Annotated in this window: 15 protein-coding genes, 1 tRNA gene, 1 rRNA gene and 1 pseudogene; 8 read left to right on the forward strand and 10 right to left on the reverse strand. The window is 66.5% G+C overall.

Annotation, left to right across the window (positions count from 1 at the left end; all coding sequences use genetic code 11):
* Nucleotides 1-17: 17 nt before the first annotated feature.
* The 3 genes and pseudogenes from rrf to BM397_RS22660 all read left to right on the forward strand — a co-directional run.
* Nucleotides 18-132 (forward strand): 5S ribosomal RNA (gene rrf, locus BM397_RS22645).
* Between the two features lie 44 nt (nt 133-176).
* Nucleotides 177-253 (forward strand) — tRNA-Met (locus BM397_RS22650).
* Between the two features lie 333 nt (nt 254-586).
* A pseudogene (locus tag BM397_RS22660) lies at nt 587-904 on the forward strand (integrase core domain-containing protein); the annotation flags it as partial.
* A 135-nt stretch (nt 905-1,039) separates the two neighbouring features.
* Here BM397_RS22660 and BM397_RS22665 read toward each other — a convergent pair.
* A complete protein-coding gene (locus tag BM397_RS22665; RefSeq protein WP_176806816.1) occupies nt 1,040-2,287 on the reverse strand; it encodes an MFS transporter in 1,248 nt (415 codons plus the stop codon).
* A 139-nt stretch (nt 2,288-2,426) separates the two neighbouring features.
* Nucleotides 2,427-4,859: a peptidoglycan-binding protein gene (locus tag BM397_RS22670; protein ID WP_143015417.1), complete on the reverse strand. Its 2,433-nt coding sequence runs from the start codon at nt 4,857-4,859 to the stop codon at nt 2,427-2,429.
* On the opposite strand from BM397_RS22670, the gene BM397_RS29095 reads away from it, so the two are divergent.
* The gene (locus BM397_RS29095) at nt 4,858-5,121 is read left to right on the forward strand and encodes a hypothetical protein (RefSeq protein WP_143015416.1); all 264 of its coding nucleotides are present in this window, start codon (nt 4,858-4,860) and stop codon (nt 5,119-5,121) included. The genes BM397_RS22670 and BM397_RS29095 overlap by 2 nt on opposite strands.
* Nucleotides 5,122-5,363: 242 nt before the next feature.
* Here the strand turns inward: BM397_RS29095 and BM397_RS22675 are convergent, their stop codons facing one another.
* From BM397_RS22675 to BM397_RS22710, 8 genes are all read right to left on the reverse strand, one after another.
* On the reverse strand, nt 5,364-5,630 hold the full coding sequence (locus BM397_RS22675) for a hypothetical protein (protein ID WP_092567418.1): 267 nt from the start codon (nt 5,628-5,630) through the stop codon (nt 5,364-5,366).
* 35 nt (nt 5,631-5,665) lie between these two features.
* Nucleotides 5,666-5,860 carry a hypothetical protein gene (locus BM397_RS22680; RefSeq protein WP_092429211.1) on the reverse strand — a complete coding sequence of 65 codons (195 nt, stop codon included), beginning with the start codon at nt 5,858-5,860 and terminating at the stop codon, nt 5,666-5,668.
* Nucleotides 5,861-6,059: 199 nt separating this feature from the next.
* Nucleotides 6,060-6,308 carry a hypothetical protein gene (locus BM397_RS29100; RefSeq protein ID WP_143015415.1) on the reverse strand — a complete coding sequence of 83 codons (249 nt, stop codon included), beginning with the start codon at nt 6,306-6,308 and terminating at the stop codon, nt 6,060-6,062.
* A gap of 1,099 nt (nt 6,309-7,407) precedes the next feature.
* Nucleotides 7,408-7,827 (reverse strand): hypothetical protein, encoded by a 420-nt coding sequence (locus BM397_RS22690; RefSeq protein WP_092429207.1) that lies wholly within the window; start codon nt 7,825-7,827, stop codon nt 7,408-7,410.
* A gap of 10 nt (nt 7,828-7,837) precedes the next feature.
* Nucleotides 7,838-9,340: a c-type cytochrome gene (locus BM397_RS22695; RefSeq protein ID WP_092429205.1), complete on the reverse strand. Its 1,503-nt coding sequence runs from the start codon at nt 9,338-9,340 to the stop codon at nt 7,838-7,840.
* The gene (locus BM397_RS22700; RefSeq protein WP_092429203.1) at nt 9,337-10,680 is read right to left on the reverse strand and encodes an NADH:flavin oxidoreductase; all 1,344 of its coding nucleotides are present in this window, start codon (nt 10,678-10,680) and stop codon (nt 9,337-9,339) included. The genes BM397_RS22695 and BM397_RS22700 overlap by 4 nt, the downstream gene beginning before the upstream one ends.
* Nucleotides 10,677-11,522 (reverse strand): hypothetical protein, encoded by an 846-nt coding sequence (locus tag BM397_RS22705; protein ID WP_143015414.1) that lies wholly within the window; start codon nt 11,520-11,522, stop codon nt 10,677-10,679. The genes BM397_RS22700 and BM397_RS22705 overlap by 4 nt, the downstream gene beginning before the upstream one ends.
* Complete coding sequence (locus tag BM397_RS22710) at nt 11,519-13,315, reverse strand: peroxidase family protein (protein WP_092429199.1); 1,797 nt, start codon at nt 13,313-13,315, stop codon at nt 11,519-11,521. The genes BM397_RS22705 and BM397_RS22710 overlap by 4 nt, the downstream gene beginning before the upstream one ends.
* Before the next feature lie 426 nt (nt 13,316-13,741).
* Here BM397_RS22710 and BM397_RS22715 point away from each other — a divergent pair, with 426 nt between their 5' ends.
* From BM397_RS22715 to BM397_RS22730, 4 genes are all read left to right on the forward strand, one after another.
* On the forward strand, nt 13,742-15,007 hold the full coding sequence (locus BM397_RS22715; RefSeq protein ID WP_092429197.1) for an MFS transporter: 1,266 nt from the start codon (nt 13,742-13,744) through the stop codon (nt 15,005-15,007).
* A 918-nt stretch (nt 15,008-15,925) separates the two neighbouring features.
* The gene (locus BM397_RS22720) at nt 15,926-17,089 is read left to right on the forward strand and encodes a metallophosphoesterase (RefSeq protein WP_092429195.1); all 1,164 of its coding nucleotides are present in this window, start codon (nt 15,926-15,928) and stop codon (nt 17,087-17,089) included.
* Nucleotides 17,090-17,676: 587 nt separating this feature from the next.
* Nucleotides 17,677-18,312, forward strand: a complete 636-nt coding sequence (gene paoA, locus BM397_RS22725; protein ID WP_092429193.1) for an aldehyde dehydrogenase iron-sulfur subunit PaoA — start codon at nt 17,677-17,679, stop codon at nt 18,310-18,312.
* Nucleotides 18,309-19,259 carry an FAD binding domain-containing protein gene (locus tag BM397_RS22730; protein ID WP_092429191.1) on the forward strand — a complete coding sequence of 317 codons (951 nt, stop codon included), beginning with the start codon at nt 18,309-18,311 and terminating at the stop codon, nt 19,257-19,259. Before paoA ends, BM397_RS22730 begins: the two co-directional genes overlap by 4 nt.
* The last annotated feature ends 4 nt before the right edge of the window (nt 19,260-19,263 follow it).

The raw sequence follows: 19,263 nt of genomic DNA on the forward strand, positions 1-19,263 counted from the left end.
ATGTGGGCCTTTCTCGGTTTGGTGGTCATAGCGCAAGCAAAACACCCGGCTCCATTCCGAACCCGGCCGTTAAGTGCTGCCGCGCCAATGGTACTGCGTCTCAAGACGTGGGAGAGTAGGTCACCGCCAAACCTAGTAAGACCCACAAACGTATCTCTTAAACGATCTCCCCCTGTCGCGGGATGGAGCAGCCCGGTAGCTCGTCAGGCTCATAACCTGAAGGTCGCAGGTTCAAATCCTGCTCCCGCAACCACTTCCACCGAACACGCATCGACACCGCACAGCGCACCTGGCTGCGCCTGATCGATCATCGCCGTGATCGCCCCTTCCAGTTCCAGAACAAGATTGCCTCTCTCGTGGCGCACGGTCACGCGCTCGGTCAGGCCGCGCAGCACGTCCAGCGCCGGCGTCCGGATTGCCGCGTCGCGCAGCGTCTCCGACAGCTCAGCGACCTTCTTGCGGTAAGCTCGGCCAGCCCGGGATGGAAGCGCACCGGGGCAGGGGGCGCCTGCAACTCGGTCTCCAGTTCAGCCGTCCTCGTTTTCAGTTCTTCGAGCTGCTGTGAGCCATCCTCTCTGAAGTGGTCTACCCGAGCGCAATACGCGTCGACGATGGCAGCGAATTTATTTCACGCGACTTGGAACTCTGGGCCTACGCCAATGCCGTCACCTTGGACTTCTCGCGCCTCGGAAAATCGACTGAAACCAGGTTCATCGAGGCGTTCAACAGCAAGTTTCGGTCCGAGTGCCTCAACGCGCACTGGTTCCTGAGCCTTGCCGACGCCCGCGAGAAGCTGGAAGATTGGCGTAGACACGACAACGAAGACAGGCCCCACAGCGCGATCGGATACAACGTCCCGATCGCTCTGCACTATCCCGATGACGCCACCAGCCCGTCATCGTGAAACTGCCGGAAAATTCCAGCTTCCGATGGTCCAGCGTCGGGGAGAAGAGCACAAGCGCGGAAACTCCAAGGACGGCCGAGGGCGCGTCGAGTTCGCTCATCAAAGTCCATGAGCCATGGGAGAGGTCCTCCCAGGCTACTCGCGCTGCGTCAGGGGGCCAGCAGCGGGCGGCTTTGCGGCAGTCGCCAGACGTCCGCGCAGCGGCAGCAGTCCCAAGGCAGAGATGGCGGCGAAGGCGGCTCCTGCCAGGAAGGTGGCGGCCGGGCCCCGGATCTCCCAGAGCGCGCCTGCAAGAAGGCTCGCCAGCAGCAGGGCCACGCCCGTGACGAGATTGAACATCCCGAAAGCCGTGCCCCGGAGTTCCGCGGGTACGGTCTCGGCAACCATTGCCGCCAGCAGTCCCTGGGTAAACCCCATGTGCAGCCCCCAGATCAGCACACCGGCCGCGAGTCCGGCCAGACCGGGCGACAGTGCCAGCACGACATCGGCCACGATCAGCAGGCCGAGCCCGCAAAGCAGAAGACCCGTCCTGCCGATCCGGTCGGAGAGCACGCCGACCGGCCAGGCCGAGAGTGCGTAGACGAGGTTCATCCCGACCAGCACCAGTGGCACCAGCATCGGCGGCGTGCCTGCCACCTGTGCCCGTAGGATCAGGAAGGCCTCGCTGAAGCGCGCGAGGGTGAACAGCGTGGCGACCACCACGACCCACCAGTAGACCCCGCCGAGTAATTTCAGTTCTGCAAGCGCCAGCGGATTGCGGACCTTGCGTTGCGTGGCGGGGCGCTCGGGTTCCCGAACCACCCATAACAGCAGCCCGACCGACAGGAAGGCCGGGAGCACCGCGATCCAGAACACGCTGCGGAAATCGTCGGAGAAGAGCCACATCAGTCCGATCGCCGCGAGCGGACCGAGAAAAGCCCCCACGGTGTCGAGCGACTGACGCAGCCCGAAAGCGGCACCGCGCATGCCGGGAGGCGCGAGATCGGCGACCAGCGCATCGCGCGGCGCGCCGCGGATGCCCTTGCCGATCCGGTCGATGAAACGCGCCGCGATCACCCAGCCGAGCGCGCCTGCCAGCGGGAACACGGGCTTGGTCACCGCCGCCAGCCCGTAGCCTAGGGCCGCCAGTTCCTTGCGCCGCCCGATGCGGTCGGACAGTGCGCCGGAGAAGACCTTGGTGATTGCCGCGGTGGCCTCCGCGATGCCTTCGATCACGCCGAGGGCCAGGGCCGAGGCGCCGAGCCCGACCGTCAGGTAGACCGGCAGCAGCGCGTGGATCATCTCGGAGGAGACATCCATCAGCAGCGATACGAAGCCGAGCGCCCAGATGCCCACGGGAAGGCGCGCAGAAGTCGTCTTGTCCGGCATGAGATGCGACCGCATGCGCCCCTTCGCCCTGTATCACCTCCCGACCAGACACTCCGGACGGTGGCAGAGGCAAGCGGTTTCAGTATGCGAGGCCGAATTCCGTGGCGCAGCTCTTGGATGTGGGCCGCCGGCTGTGCGCCGACGACCCCGCGGCTCAGCCAAGCACATCTTTCGCCGGCAGGATGGTCGTGAGGAAGCGGTAGCCGTTGTTCGCCTTATAGCGCGGGTCGCGCTTCACCTCGGTCATGAACTCCTCGTGGCCCTTCTTCGTTCGCCCCACGAGGCAGCCGGCACTGGTCCTGCCGATGTTGTCCTCGGGCCTGTCATAGCCCCAGTGTTGGTTGATGAAGAAGATGCCGGTCTCGACACGGTCGCCCTGGCGCTCGTGGTCTTTGTTGAGGTCGCGGTACACGCTGACATCCGCGGTCTGGCGCAGCGCCTCGTGCTCGCCCGGTTTTCCCGGGTGGTGCTTTCCGACACTCCAGGCCGCGTATTGGCCGAACTTGATCCGCGCGGCCCCGAGCGGGTTGAGGGGGCGGTCGGTGAAGAACTTGCCCGGCTCGGTCGTCGCCTGCCAGGCCCGGGTCTGCAACTGCCCGGTCTGTCCGTCGACCCAGAACAGCAGGCGAAGGTCGTTGAACACGTTGACCCGGTCATCGTTCAGCGTGCCGTCCATGTTCGCGCCTTCCAGGTAGACAATGTTCCGGCATTCGGGCACGCGGCAAATCCAGAAGCCCTTCGCGGTCATGTAGTCAGCGACCCGGTTGACCCAGGACAGGGTCTGATGGCGCGGAATATCCGGAAGCCCGTTCGTGGGTATGGTCAGCGCGCTTGCCGTGTCGCGGTCGAAGATGTCCTGCTCTGCAAGGCCGCGGGTCTTGCAGAAGGCCTTCATCGACCACCTGGTGATCGGGCCGAAATCGCCGTCCGCAGGCGGATCGAGGTATCCGAAGGCGCTCAACCGTTGCTGGATCTCGGTGACCAGCCCGGTCTGCTCCACGAGGGCATCATACCCGAAACTGTCCTGGAAGCTTTCCAGCAGCGGCGCCGGCCGCATCAGCATCGCGGCAGGATCCGGTATGGCGGGGGCGGCTGCTGCGGCAATCATCGCGGCGGTGCTTCCGGCCGGCATCCCGGCAACCGCGGCGGCAAAGCTCGGGGCTCCGGTTGTCGCGCCCCAGCGGTCATCGCGGCTGACCGCCATTGCGTCGCCGAACCAGGAGAGGAAGCGATCGATGTGCTCGCCGGTTTTCGACGGGTAGCAGATCAGCAGCCAGCGGTTCTGCGCAGCATTCTCGCGCCGCAGGGACCCGGCGTTATAGGCGGCGGCAACGAGCGGCGGGTCGAAATGCGTGCTCTTGCGCTGCCGGGCAATATAGCTCGTCCCGGCCTCGATGGAGAGCGAGGGCTCCAGCAGGTCGTCGCCCGTGAGGCTGGCGCGTCCCAGGGTTTCGCGCGCGGTGGTCACCAGCGTCTGCATGAGGCCGACGCTCTCGTCGCGGATCTGTGGCTCTGGCCGCCGAGCGGCGCGGTTGCCGCTGCTCTCGGTGGCGATGGTCGCGATGATCAACTCCACCGGGACCTGGAAGTGTTTCGACCAGCGTGCGCAGAGGTCGCCGTACTCCTGCCAGATCCTGCGGATCGTCTTGGGATCACCGGGCGTACGCTCCGGCGGTCCGCCATCGATCCGGATGCCGCCGTCGGCTAGCGCCCAGGACACCGCATCTTCGAAATGCCGGTGCGGCGTGCAGAGATGCGGCAGCATCTCTCCGAGCAGTTCCGACCCGGCCGGCATCGTCGGTTCGCTGACGCGCAGCTCCGCCCCCATGGGTGCCTCCGCCGCGAGCACGGGTGGGGCGGCTGGGGCCGGGGACGGGCCTGGGGCGGTCGCGCCGGGTGGCGCCGGAGGCGGGGTCGCGGCGGCGTTGGCCTTGGCCGCCCGGCCGAGATCCTCGCTGAATTTCTGTATCGAGCGGTCCATCGCCGCGGACTTTTCCTTCGAGCCCTGGCTGCTGCCCCAATAGAAGGTGACCACGGCGCCGGCAATGCCGTTGACGAACCCAACGGCGGTGCCGATCAGTCCGAAAGCCGCAGTGGCGAAGCTGTCGTTCCCGATGGGTATTTTTCCGATTGCCACCAGCAGAAGCAATACAACCACCACCAGCAAGCCGCCCATCGCGATCCAGACCAGCCGCATGCCGTAGCGGAAGGCGAGGTCCCCTAGCTGGTTTGCTGTCTGAAAATCCGAAGCGCGTTTGCGATCTTCCAGTTCGAGCTCGGCAAAGCGCACGCCGGCTTCGAGCTCATATTGCTGAAGCGCGGTCTCCGCCTGTTGGAGCGCGACGAAAATCTCGGGGTCGCCCGCATTCTCCTTGATCGACTCGACGACCTGTTGCGGCGTCATCGCCGCGCGCGTCGCGGCACCGGAGGAGGCGGTTGCCGCGGGCTTCGCGCCGGGGAGCCGTTCGAGAGCATGGCTGACCACCGAGGCCGCGATCGCGTTGACCGGCGGCGGGAGGGCGAGGGCGGTGAGCAGCGTTGGAGCGGAGGATCTCAGCAGACCACTGACAAGAGGCGGAATTCGCATGGTCATTCATCCAAAAGGTGTAAAAGAATACCTTGTTATACCACAAGTAGGCGCAATGGTTTGGATGAATCCATCTATCTGGATTGCTGAATTGTGTCAGGTTCGTAATTATGACTTAACTATTAGTATTGAAGAAATGCTTCGGTGTTTTAGAGATTTATGGTCAAAACTGCGCTGCATCCGTCACATCTCTCTGTTGGGTGAAGCGGCATCTCCTGATGCATCTTTTGGTCCGTATGGCGACCATCCTGATTGGATGTGATGTGCGATTTGCAATAAACTGATGTCTCATTGATAGGTAATAACCCCGAAGGACAGGGAAATGCCTGCATGGCGGATTGTCACGCGGCGGATTTTGAAAAAGCCACAAATTGCTTTGTCACTGTCCTGCCGTCGAGATGCCCAGTGACCTCGTGTCGGCATCGATCGCTTCGGTGCCGTGTTGCGCGGCTGCCCGAGATTGGCGGTGATCGCATTGATCCCGAGCGGCGAGCCAATGGTGACCTAGCTGGCGAACCTCATCTGCGGCGCCTTGGCGACGAGCAGGTTGCAGCCCACGAAGTTGCCCGGCGGATGGCCCACTTCACTGGTCGACTCATCGGTCAACGCCTCTTGCAAGATCTTGTTGAGGGCCTTTCGCAGAACGGACTTGTCGAGGTAGCGGTACACCTCCGTCAGGCATTTCTCGACCTCCGAGCCCGAGAGCCCGCACCACTGCTGGTCGATAGCCTTGACGATAGCCTGCAGCCAATCCTGGTTCTGCGTGCCCAATTTCTGCAACTCGGCGTCGGCCTTTCCTTCCGGATTTAGACCTCGGAGATCTTGCCGGCGGCTGCGATCTCCTGCGGCACGGATCGCGTGAAAAGCTCGTATTCCACGGCCTTCCCGGGACCTACGGCAATGATCTGCGCGCTGGTGGGCCGCTTTGCCCGCGCGACGAATTCGTCGAGCGTGTCGCCATCGGACGGAAGGTCGTATTTGATGTCAGGTGGCAGGTCCACGCCGATTTCCGCCAGCCCTCTGTGCAGCGACGCGGGCCAAACCGCAGCTGCTCTGCCGAGGTCTTGCCGCGCTCGTCGCGGCCGCGGATGACATAGCGCGGATCTCAACTCTCCTGTCTGAATGGCCTTGAAGAGGGCATCACCCGATCCGGCCGAAAATGTTGTGCTCAGGATGTCGAGCAGCTACGGGCGCAATGCCTCAAGCAGCATGGAACTCGAGCGCCGGGTCGATGGCCTTGCCTGTACGGATGGCGCTCGCCAGCGCATCGGGATTTCGCGGATCGCCGATCGCGACCCTGCGCTTCTCGAAGGCCAGCGTCGTGGCGGCGCGCAGCTTGTCCAGTTCGGCGCGGCAACCCTGCGTCTCGTTGCCGCGAGAGGATGTAGTCGGCGGGGGCGTGGGAGAGCGGGGCCATGCCCTCGGCCTCGATCCGGATACGACCGACATACCCCTTGAAGCCAGACACCAGCAGACAGCGGCTGTCGCCGAACTCTATGGCGACCTGACCGAAGGGGCCGTCGGGATAGAGGCGGACCACGCTCTGGTCGGGGCCGCAGGACTTTTCCGGCGCAAGTGCCTACATGGCCCGCGGCCGCCCGACCTGCTTGATTTCCTCCCGGGCGATCCGCGCGCCGGACAGGCTCTGGCCGGACGCGGTTTCGGAGCGTGTCGCGTTGTCTATGGCATGCGCTCCCGCATCCTGCGGACGAGCTGGCCGATGTCGACAGAGCGCCCGACGCGCGGCGCCAGCGACGCGTCCAGCCCCGGGAACATTTGCTGGCGTCCCGCCTGTAGGGACACGAGCCCCTTCTGCAGGTCCGAGGGCGTCTAGGCCCGCCAGACCCATTTCTCGGTCCGGGCCCGGCGGACGGCGTCGGTGTACGGCGGTTCGAGCCGGGCAATTTCGGTGTCGCCCCAGAGCGCGATCTCGGAGCAGGTCCGGACGCCGAAGGGTTAAAGCATCTGGGCCGTCTGCGCGTCGATCCCAATGATGGGGAGAAGGTCGTCTGCCGCCGCCACGGCCGGTTAGGCCGGAGGGGCATGGATCGACGGGTGCGATGAAGACCCCCGTCCGCCGAGGGGATATTCGCCTTGATGTGCCGGGTCTTGGGGAAATTGACCTGGCCCAGCGTCCCGTCGCTCTTGTCTTGGAGGAACCGCTCTAGCTTCCGGGCCGGCACCACTTCGATCTGCCGCCCGTCGTACGTGACCTTCAGCCGCATTCTGGCGCGCGGCGTTTGGTACGCGCGCCGCAGGGCATGGGGCGGAAAGGACTGGCGCATCCCGCCGATCTCGCCCTCGAAGGCGGGGGGCCCCTTTGCGGTGGCATCGAAGATCAGCTTGCGCGTCATCGGCTCCCTGGCATCTGTGAGCATGGTGAGGCCATTGCCGGGATCGAAATTGCGGTGATCAGGCAGGCCAGTCATGTGCAGATCGCCTCGGCGCTGGGGGTGGCGGAGGTCAGGGCTGTCAGCCCTGCCGAGCGTCCGACCCCGATCACCATGGTCGCGGGGCAGGGGCTCGGTGGTCACGGCCTTCGGGCCGCCTATGGCCGGGTCTGGAGTTCCGCGATCAAAGCGCGGTGGAACAGCACGGCCAGGGCCACCGCGAAGATCGCGTCGAAGGCAGCGAAGCGCCAGAAGTCGAGCCCGAGGCTCAGGTAGACCAGCACCATCCAGACGCGGATCCCGATGGCAATCGCCACGTGGAACCGCTGCCGGATCGGATCACGCCACGCCAGCACCTGCAGCGCCGAAACCACGACGACCATGGCGCCCCAGACCTGCAGCAATGGTCGCGCCTGCGACGGCTCGATCCCCGTGCTCCATGCGCCCAGCCCCGGCGCGAAGAGGCAAATCAGCGCCACCAACGACTGCAACAGCAGGTTGGCCGCGAAGAGGCGCCGGAAGCGTTTCAGGGCGCTTTTCGCCTGTGCCTGGCTCCAACCGAGCGAAAGGGTGTTCATGGCAGCCTCCTCAGAACGTCAACAGATAGGCCAGAAGGTCGGATGTCTGTGCCTCGGGCAGCGCGGTCCCCCAGAGATGCCCGGTGTTCGAATTGCCTGGCAGTGAGGTGTCGTAACAGCCGGGGCCCTCCGTGCAGGCGGGCGACACGAAGCCCCCGTCGGGATCGATCACGTCCCTGCCCCGGCGGAAGCTTGCCGGGCGCTCGTCCGGGGGACGCAGCAGATCGCGCAGCGTCGGCACCGAGCCGTTGTGCAGGTACGGGCCACGCAGCCAGAGCCCGTCGAGCGGCGCGTTGGCATAGCCATTGGTTTTCCTGAACTGGCGGAACGCATAGGGTGTTCCCGCGAAAAGCTCGCGCAGCTGTGCCTGCTGGAAGGTCGGTGTGTAGCTGTTCAGCCGCGCGGGGTCGGTGCCGACGCTTGCCAGCGGCTCCACCGTGCCCAGCCGTGCGCCCTCGAAGACGTAGCCTTGGTCTCCCCGGTAGCCATGGCAGGCGGCGCAGGTCTCCATGTAGACAGCCTTTCCGCGGTCTGCCGCCGCCGCGTCGGGACGGTGCGGGCTTGCGGGCGGTGTCAAATCGCCGAGCCAGCGGGCCACGCGCTCGATGGCGGCATGGTCGGCGGTCTGCGGCGTGACCCCGGCTCCGAGTGCCGCCGAGAGGTTGCGCTCGGCGAGGCTGGTGTTGTTGCCGTCCCAGTGCAGCTGCATGCCCTCGCGCGGGCGCTGCTGGAAGATCGAGGGGAAATCCGAGGCACCCACCACCTCCTGATCGCTGAGCGCGCGGGCGTCGTCGTCGAAGGCAAGCACCTTGTAGGGGTTGAACGTATCGACCCGACCCGGGCCCCAGTCCGGTTGCCGGTCTAGCAGTGGGGACAGCCGGGCGGCGCGGTCGATCATGCCTTCCCGCAGGCGCGGGAAGACGGCGACCTTCCACAAAAGCGCCTCGACGGGGTCGAGCCCGACGCCGCTGTCACGCATCGCCGCGCTCAGAGGGGCGGGTGCCATGCGCGGATCGCGCGAGGCGGCCAGCACGAAGCGGGTGAAAAGGTGTAGGTCAAGCTGCTGCGCGGGCATCCCGGAGATGGTCAGCGGCGGGTCTTCCGTGCTGTTACGGACGGTGCCGGTGTGGCAGACGGCGCAGTTGAACCAGACCAGTTCCACCCCCGACACCGTTCGGCGCGAGATGCCGATGGGAAGGTCGTCGTCTTCATCGTAGAGAAAGCCGAACGCCCGGTAGTCCCCGGTCGTGCCGAAGGCTTCTGGGAAGAGCGTCGGCAAGGCTTTCCAGACCTTGTAGGGAATGCCCGAAGCCGTTTCCGCCCCGATCGAGCCATGCCGGAAATGCGTCTCTTCGTCGGGGTAATAGGGCGTGCCCGATTGCAGCACGCGGACGAGCAGCAGGACCGCAACGAGGACTGCTCCGGCGAGCGCCAGCACCGCGAGCCAAAGGAGCGGTCGCCACCTGCGGCGGCGGCGGTCCAGCTCGGCTTCGACGGCGGTGGGAAAGCTCATGACGCCTCCGGAATGCGCAGCTCGGGTTTGGTGTCGTAGACCTCCATCAGCTGGTCGATCATTGCCTCGCGGGACGAGAAGCGCGACAGCTCGTGGCAGCCCATCGGCAGTTTCGGCGCTCCGACGAGGCACTTGTTGCAATAGGTGCAGGGGGCGGGCGGCAGGTCGCGGCCTTCGGCCCAGTGGCGCAGCAGGTCCGGGTTGGCCACCAGCGAGCGGGCGATCGACACCCCGTCCACGTGTTCCAGCGCAGCGCGGATCGCGCCCGCGTCCTGCCAGCCGCCGGTCGAGATTACCGGGATGCCCACCTTCTCGCGGATCAGCCGCGCCTCTTCGAAACCCACGCCCTCGACGGGGCGGCCTTTCTTCATGCGAAACCAGAGCCAGTGAAAGATCGGCCGCAGCGCCGGGTAGCGGAACAGCAGGAAGTTCCGGAAGCCGTGCACCCCGCTGGAGATCATCGCGTCGTAGGTGACCGCCAGCACCTCCAATGGCAGATCGCCCGGCGGGTTCAGCGGATGCGGGAAGAGCGAGCCGGTGGAGACGTGCAGTGCGTCGGCCCCCATGGCCTCGCACCATTGCGCCACCTGCACGGTGTCGCCGACCGTATTGCCGCGCCCCTCCCAGGGAATGACATTGTTGTGGTCTGTGGCCGAGAGCTTCACCTGCAGGTGGAAGTTTCGCCCGACCGTGTCGCGGATCGCCGCAATGACCTCGAGCAGGAAACGGGCACGGTTTCTCAGCCCGCCGCCATATGCGTCGGTACGGTCATTGATCGCCGAGCTGAGGAATTGGGTGAAAAGATAGCCGTTGGCGGCGTGCAGCTCGATCCCGTCCAGCCCGGCCTCGCGCGCCCGCCAGGCAGCGCGGGCGAAGTCGCGTACCAAGCGGCGCACCTCGCCGGTGGGCATCGCCTGTGTCAGGAAGCCGTGGAGGGTCTCCGGTGCCGACGTCGGCGAAGGAGAGGCCCGGTGCATATTGTGCACCCCCGGAATGTCCATCTGCCGCCCCGAGTGGCTGAGCTGCAGGATGAACTTCGCGCCGTGTGCGTGCACCGCCTCGCCGAGCCGCGTCCAGGCCGGGATGAAATCGTCGCGGTGGATCGTCGCGTAGCCTGCGATGATCCTCCCGTCCATCCGCACCGGCACGTAGGACGAGATGATTGCCCCCACGCCGCCCCGCGCAAAGCGGCACTCCCAGTTGATCCGCGTCTGGGTGAGCGAGCCGTCCTCATTGTCGAACCGCCCCGAGATGTTCGAGCGGAAGATGCGGTTCTTCACTGTCAGGTTCCGGAATGCGAGCGGCCGGAAGATGGGGTCCTCCTCTGTGCCTTCGGTCATGGGGCACCTGTCGCTTCGGTCCAGACACGCCGAAGGACGGCGGGGACGAACGCATGTGCCGGGCAGCCGCTCCAGGCCTCGCTCAGGAAGGCCACGCGCGGGTCGAGCGTGCGTCGCGCAGCCTCGCCGACCGGCAGGATCACCAGCGTTCCGGTCCGGATGGAGCCGCCCAGCAATTCTGCAGGCACAGTCGCTTGCCGCAGCACCCGTCGCGGCGCGATCAGCGCGTGCGCCAGGGCCGCCTCGGCAGAGGCGGTCCGCGGCATCTCCCGCAGCGCCTCGAGGCTCGCCGCCATGTTCTGCGCAGCGATGCCGAGGGCATGGATCGCTGTCAGGTTGCCATGGGTCAGCCCGTGCAGCGCCGCGCGCGCGAGGCGGGAGCGGCCTGTGATCCGGTCGAGCAGCCGCTGCGCGAAGGTACCATTCAGCCCCCGACCGATGGTCTCTGCCGCAGCGACGCTTTCGGGCGTGGGGGCGAAGCCGGTGATCACCACCGGTCCGATCAGCGCCTGGGACAGTTCAAGCGCCTCGCCGGGTCCGCCGCCCACGAAGGCCGCCGCCCGCGCCACCGGCCCTGCGAGGGCCGCGTCCAGATCGCCGGATCCGAGCCGTGTACTCAGCGCGGCACGCATGTCCTGGCGCCGGTAATCGGCCTTCGGCAGGGCGCTGGGCAGATGTTGGCGGTGCGCGCTCAGCGTGTCCCGGGCCGCCCGCGCGATCAGCCGGTTCAGCAGCGGCCCATGGCCGGGGGCGGGCCGGTCAAGGCGCGCATCCTGCGCTGCCGCGCGCAATGCCTCCGGGTCCCGCAGAGTGACCACATCTATCACCCCGGGGATCCTCATGACGACCGCTCCCAGGGAAAGAACATGTTCCGCGCGTCGCCATAGGCATGGGCCAGCTCGGGGCAATGCCGCGCCACCACCGTCCGCAGGGAGTTCTGCTTCACCCAGTCGAAGCCGGCCTCGGTATAAATCTCGGGCCGGAAGTCGTCGGTGAAGAACCGGTCCGATTTCAGTCGGCGCGAGGCCATGAGGATAAAGATGCGGAAGGCGGTGTCCGAGAAGCCAAAGCGCGGCGGCTGGCCGCGGTCGGATTGCGCCTCGGCCAGCGTGCCGACCAGCAGGTCGACTTTGTCGACCGTGCCGTAGAGGTCCTCGAGCTCGGCGGCCCAGGTGCTGTTGGAGGTGATGTCGCTGAAGGTCTTGGGCACCGACATGCCGGTTTGCCGTCGGAACTCGGCAAACCGCGGCACCCCGCGTTCGCGGTCGCGCAAGATGTCGATCGCGGCCAAGTCGATCGTGTGACCGTTCTCGCGCTTCAGGTGTCGCAGCCCCTCGGGATAGTTGTGCAGGACAAGCGCCCCAGGGTGCTCGGTGCAGAGAGAATAGAGCACATCGTCGAAGGACAGGTCCCTGTAGAGGCCGCTGGCCGCACCCGCGCTGACCCCCGCGAGGTCGGCTGTCTGAACGTGGCTGTCGTCGCGCGCGCGGCGGAAATCGAAGCTGTCGGGGAGCAGCGAGTGCAGGCGATAGACCGCAGTGAACTCCTCGGTCATCGCGTAGGGCGCGCCATGATGGTCTGCGGGCGAGCCGGGAATGCCGTTGATGATCTCGCTCATCGACATGCGGCCGAAGGCGCCGGTCTCGCGCTCGCCGACGATGCCCCACTGGTTCCCGCGCATGGCCATCCGTCCGACCGGGCTGTCCATCAGGGCCGGGGTCCATTCAACCGTGTGGATCTTGGCAAGCAGCGCCGAGACCACGAGCCGCGCCTTGCCGAACAGCCAGTCGCCGGAGGCGGCGGGGTGCTCTGCCTTCAGCCGGTCCACCACGGCGTTGTGCTCGCGGACGAAAAGCGTGTGCAGAACCGAAAGACCGATCCACCAGTTGCCGTTGACGCCGCTGAGTTCCAGCCCGGGCACGCACGAAGGGCTATCGAGGGGCAGCAGTCCACGGTCGTCGAGCGCGAGTTTTCCGTCAGGAAGGGCCTCTGGCCCCGTTCCGCGCCGCACCGCTGCGATCCGCGCCTCTGACGAGCCGTAAATCTGGCTACCATCCCACCAGTGGGTCTCGACGTTTGTGAAGGCCCCGGGCCGGCCGGCGTCGGCATCGCCCGCCGCCGAGAGGGTGGTCGCGGGCACGGTCATCGGGCCCTCCCAATCGTCATCCCCGGCGAGCGGGATCTCGTGTAGATGGTCGCTGTTGTTCTTGCCGTGCGACAGCCAGTCGTGGACCATGAACTGGATCCAGGCGGCCGCGAGCACGTTGAGATGCGGAACCGGGGTGAATTCCCTGCGCGCCAATAGCCGCCGCGACACCTCGCGCGGCGACGGGGTCATCAGGTCGTCCCCCGTCTCGCCGAAGGCCGCCTCGAGCGCCACGTTGCGGGCAAAGCGGCTGCCGGCCATGCCCATCCACGGCTTGCCCAGATCGTTGTAGCTGCCGTCGGCGGTGCGGAAGTTCACCGGGTCCTCCGCGGGCTCGGGCTTCGGCGGTGCCGTCTCGGTGTCGATCAGGTTGGCGCTGCGCAGGTTTTCGCGGTGCCCCAGGATGATCAGGACCGCCGTGACGAAATTCCACTGAAACCAGACGCGGCGCGGTTCGGTAATTCTCGCGATGTAAGCCAAGATAGACATGGTTTGCCCTCTGCAATGACGTCGAGGTGCGGTCTCAATGACTTGAAATAATCTTATCATCATAACACGGAATTGGGGGCGGGAGAAGTTTTCCGGGGTTTGGTCGCGTATTTCCGATTTTGGACCGAGGGTCGGAAAATTGGGCAGGGGGGTGATTGCGGAGTTATTTTCGGGGTCGGCAGGAAGGGCAAGCCCCTGTCGCGGAGGGAGAGCCCCTATCCCGGTCCCCGATAGTTTCCGGGCCGAGACGGAGCCGGGTCCTTGGCGTTCTCGGCTTTGGGGGATGCTCGCCCGCGCTACAAAGAGGCACCGCATCGGGCCATGTCGTAAAGCGCCGAACAGATGCCGCGCGTGCGGCAGCGGCACGGCGCGGTACAGGTCAGGAGTGGCTAGGGGGATTCTGCCCGAGCTACGAGAGACGTCGTCATGATCAAGGTTTTGTCGGGGGTCTGGGTGCTCCTTCTGGGCATCGTGCTCATCATGCTCGGCAACGGCATGCATTTCACCCTGATCGGCCTGCGGGGCGGGATCGAAGGATTCTCCTCGACCGCACTGGCGGTGATCACCTCGGGCTACTTCATCGGCTTCCTGTCCGGTGCACGGGTCACGCCGCAGCTGATCCGCAAGGTTGGCCACGTGCGCGTCTTTGCCGCCTTGGGCAGCTTCATGTCCGCAGGGCTTATCGCCTTTCCGCTGGTCACCGAGCCCTGGGCATGGACGCTGCTGCGGCTGATCGTCGGCTTTTGCATGTCGGGGGTCTACGTTACCGCCGAAAGCTGGCTGAACCACGCGGCGAGCAACGAGACGCGGGGCAAGGTGCTCTCTGCCTACATGATCGCGCAGACCCTGGGGATCATCGGTGCGCAGGGCCTGCTGACGCTGGGCGATGCCGGGACCTCGACGCTGTTCATCGGCGCCTCGATCCTCGTGTCGATCTCCTTTGCTCCGATCCTGCTGTCGGCGACACCGGTACCCGCGGTCGAGGTTGCGCGACCGATGTCGCTGCGCACCCTGTTCGGCAACGCGCCGCTGTCGACGGTCGGGATCTTCCTGTTGGGCAGCGTCTATGCGACGCAGTCGGGCATGGGGCCGGTGTTCGGCTCGCAGATTGGTCTGACGGCGCCGCAGATCTCGCTGTTCATCGCCATGCTTTTTGCCGGGGCGCTGGTGCTGCAATACCCGATTGGTTGGCTGTCGGACCAGATGGACCGGCGCAGGCTGATTTTCGGGGCGGCGGTGATTGGCGCAGCGGCCTGCGCGATGGGATGGTTGATGGGCGGGGGCGTCGGCGCATTGCTGGGGGCGGCCTTTGTTGCGGGCGGGGTGACCACGCCGCTCTATGCGCTGTTTCTTGCCTTCACCAATGACTCGCTTTCCGCCGAGGACATGCCCGCCGCCTCGGGTGGCCTCGTCTTCACCTTCGGTCTCGGCGCCATCGCCGGTCCGCTGGTCACCGGCTGGGCGATGCAGCGCATCGGACCGCACGGCTTCTGGCTCGTGCTCGCCGCGACTTTCGGGGTCATCGCGCTCTACGCGCTCTATCGCATGACCCAGCGCGAGGCCTTGCCGCCGGAAGAGACGGAAAGCTATCTCAACGTGCTGCCGACGAGCTCCCCGGTTGCCGTTGAGGCGGCGGGGACCTGGGCCGCGGAGCATGCGGAGGCGGAACGCGAGAGCAGCGCGCAGCCCTGACCAAGGTCTTGCGAGCCGCTGAGCGTGCGGTGCTGCGCCTGGTGAGCGCGGAGGGCCTTCCCGCATCGGTGGACCGGGCTTGCCGGCCGCCGATGTCGTTGACCGAAAAGGTTCATCCGCTCCGCCGCCCAGTTGCGCCGACCGGCAATTGCGGTCCTGCGGAGGTTGAGATGGCGATGACTTGCCGCAGGAACGAACTCGCGCGTGGCGGTCAGGCGGCTGCGGATGGATATGCCGGGCCTCGCTGTGGGCGAGGGGGCGTCGGCCCTCGAGCGTGGTGGGTGCGCCCTCCAGCTTCTGCGCCTTGTCTTCGTCGGCGAGCGTCCAAGGGCTGCGCAGCGGCGTCCGCGCGGGAGCTTGGGGCAGGGGCCAAGGACAGGGGGCCAAGGACAGCGGGGCATCGGCGTTTCTCGGAGGGAGATGCCTGCGAAGTGTTGCCCTTGCCGCGTTCAGGGGTGAGCGTCACCTTCCAGCCCTCGGCATCGGGAGTTCCGTCCGGGGTCGCCCGGTAGAGCAGGAGCGGGTCATCTGTCCCGCCGGGGGCCGCCCCTTGCTACAGGGGCGTTAAGCGCCCGCAGCGCCGTCGGCGCGCGACCCTGCGCGCCGAGGAGGCCTGCGGCGGTGCCGAACCCGGCGCGCACCGCCGTCCTCCGCGTTTATCCGACGGGCCTGGCCGCCTTGTTGTCCGCTCAAAGGGGCGCGTCAGAGTCCTGGCCTGCCGAGAAACCCGGCAGGCGGAGACCGAGGCGCGCGATACATGAGGTTCACCAATCGGTAGGCATGGCATTCGCGTGCTGCGCTCTTATTTATGGTTCTCGTTCATGACGTTAATCGTGAATTCCCACGGGACAGCCCGGCTGTGGTGGCTTAGCGTTCGGCGCTCGCCCGGTCAGGATCAAAGAGCAGGAGAGCCAGAACATGTTTGCCACCGTCATGGGGATCATCGGCGCATACGTCGCGCTACGCGTCGTCGGACCGCTGGGTATCCCGCTCTGGAGCAAACTGCTGCTCGGGCTCGCGATCCTGCTGCTGGCCGAGAACCACCTGCTGACCAAATGGGCCTATGGCAACATGTTCTCGCTGGAACTGCCGCGTGGCATCGTCATCGCGGTGAACCTCGGTTTCGGCGCGATCCTGATCACCGCGGCGCTGCACGTTCTGCTCGACGTGTTCATGCTGCTGCGCTCGCTCGTGCTCTGGCAATGGCGCCCGCTTGGTCCGGGCTGGAGCATGGGCGCGGTGGCGCTGGGAGTGGCGCTTGCGGGGCTCGGCGTGGCCAACGCGGTGCGCCAGCCGGCGCAGAAGGACCTCGCCTTCGAGATCGAGAACCTGCCCGCCGGATTCGATGGCTACTCGGTGATCCACCTGACAGACATACACCTCAGCCGCCTGTTTCATCGGCCCTTCGCCGAGGCGCTGGTGGCACGGGTCAACGCGCTCGAGCCCGATCTCATCCTGATCAGCGGCGATCTGATCGACGGCTATCTCGACGCCCGGCGCGAGGACGTGGCGCCGCTGGCCGGTCTTTCGGCGCGGGATGGTGTCTATGTCAGCCCGGGCAACCATGAGTATTACTTCGGCTACGAGAGCTGGTGGGCGACCTACCAGGAGCTGGGCATGCGTCCCCTCGCCAATGCCCATGCCCGGATCAAGCGCGGGGAGGATGCGCTGGTGGTGGCGGGGCTGACCGATCTCGCGGCCGGACGCTTCGGACTGCCGGTGCCGGACATCGATCGGGCGCTGGCGGGGGCTCCGGAGGATGCGCCGATCCTGCTGCTCAACCACCAGCCGCAGCAGGCACGGATCATGGCCGCGCGCGGCGTCGACGTGCACCTGTCGGGCCACACGCATGGCGGCATGGTCGTTGGGCTGGCCTCGCTGGTTGCCCGCTACAACGAGGGGTTCATCTCGGGCTATTACGCGGTCGCGGGCATGCATCTCTACGTCAGCAATGGCACCGCGCTCTGGCCCGGCTTCGCGCTGCGCCTCGGCGTACCGTCAGAGCTGACCCGCATCACCCTGCGTCCGCGCGGGTCCGGTGCAGGGCAGGGGACGGGCGCAGACGGTCCCTTGGGAAGCTGACCCCGCATACCGGCTGGCCCGGCGCATGAAGGGCGCGCCGCAGCACGGATGGAATCCGGCGTGCGTCCTCGGGAGGCGATCATGCCAACTTGTCGTGTCGGCAGCGCCGGGTTTCGACTGACCCTTTCGGGGCAAGACCGTGCGTGACGGCGCCCGAGGGGCTACGGATCGCTCCACCACCGGTATGAGCAACACGGGCCATCAGGCTTTTGTCCCGCTGACGGCTGCAAGCTCCGACAGGGCGTGTGCGGGTGAGGCGCAAGCGCGGCGCCGGTCCGCAGGGAGGGCGGGCCATTGGGTCGTGTCCGCAGGTGCCCTGTGCGCGTCATCGCGCATCCCCGTGGTGTCGGCGCGCAACCGAGGAACAAGCGCGCGGGATGTGGCGTTGGGGACTCACGCGGCTCCGGAGACGGGCGCGACACCGCGCTTCGCCGTGCAAACCCGCTGAGCACATTCACGAGGAGGACCGATAACTGCGTGCGCTCTCGCGGCATGGTCCCGGTCTCCTCTCCACATACGTCTTAACGCATCGTCAGGACCGAACCAGCCGCCCGGCACCGGGCAGGCCAGACCAACAGGAATTGATCATGTCTTCACCCTCCAAAGCGTTCGAACCGCGCCGCCGCACCTTGCTCGCCGGCAATACGGACCTCGAACCGGGCGCCGCGCAGCGCACCGCAGCCCCGGTCGGCCCCGAGACCACGACCATCACTGTCACCGTGAACGGCACCGAGCAGGAGCTGACCGTCGACAACCGGACCACGCTGCTCGACGCGCTGCGTGAGCATCTGCAGCTCACCGGGACGAAGAAGGGCTGCGACCACGGCCAGTGCGGCGCCTGCACCTGCACGGTGAACGGCGCGCGCATCAATTCGTGCCTGTCGCTTGCGGTGATGCATGATGGCGACGCGGTGCAGACCATCGAGGGCATCGGCATGCCGGAGGCGCTCGATCCGATGCAGGCCGCTTTCGTCGAGCATGACGGCTTCCAATGCGGCTATTGCACGCCGGGGCAAATCTGCTCGGCCAAGGCGGTGCTCGAGGAGATCGCGGCGGGCGTCCCCAGTCATGTGACCGGCGATCTGACCACCCGCATCGAGGCCACCGAGGCCGAGATCCGCGAACGCATGTCCGGCAATATCTGCCGCTGCGGGGCCTATTCCAACATCCTCGCCGCCATCACCGAGGTCGCGGAGCAGCAGGCTCAAGGAGATCGGGCATGAGACAGTTTTCCTATGAGCGCGCCATCGATCCGGCGCAGGCCGCGGCACGGGCCGCCGAGGTCGAGGGTGCCAAGTTCATCGCAGGTGGCACCAACCTTCTCGACCTCATGAAGCTCGAGATTGAAACGCCGGTGCACCTCATCGACGTGAACGGGCTTGGCCTCGACGAGATCACCGAAACCGACGAGGGCGGGCTGCGCATCGGCGCGCTGGTGCGCAACACCGCTTTGGCCGCAGATGAGCGCATCCGCCGGGACTACCCTGTGCTGACGCGCGCGTTGGTGGCCGGTGCCTCGGGCCAGTTGCGCAACAAGGCGACCACGGCTGGGAACCTGTTGCAGCGCACCCGCTGCCCGTATTTCTACGACACCGCCCAGCCCTGCAACAAACGCGCGCCCGGATCCGGCTGCGCGGCGCTGAGCAAGGGGGCGTTCTCGCGCCAGCTCGGCATCATCGGCACTTCGGAGGCCTGCATCGCGACGCATCCGTCGGACATGGCGGTAGGGATGCGCGCGCTTGATGCGGTCGTCGAGACCATCACCCCGACCGGCCTCACCCGGAGCGTCCCGCTCGAGGAATTCCACCTGCTGCCCGGCGATACGCCGGAGCGGGAAAACGTGCTCATGCCGGGCGAGATGATCACAGCCGTGGCGCTGCCCGCGCCGGTGGGCGGGGTTCACAAGTACCACAAGGTGCGCGATCGGGCGTCCTATGCCTTCGCGCTGGTCTCGGTGGCGCTGATCCGCCAGCCGGATGGCACCGGCAGCGTGGCGCTTGGCGGCGTCGCGCCGAAGCCCTGGCGATCGGTCGAGGCGGATGCGGAGCTGCCGAACGGAGCCGAGGCCGTCATGGCCCGCCTCCTGAACGGGGCCCGCCCGACCGAGGAGAACGCCTTCAAGATCACCCTGGCGACGCGCACGCTCGCGGCCATGCTGGCAGAGGAGTGAGACC

The organism is Alloyangia pacifica (assembly GCF_900116195.1).
Taxonomy (GTDB): Bacteria; Pseudomonadota; Alphaproteobacteria; order Rhodobacterales; family Rhodobacteraceae; genus Salipiger; species Salipiger pacificus.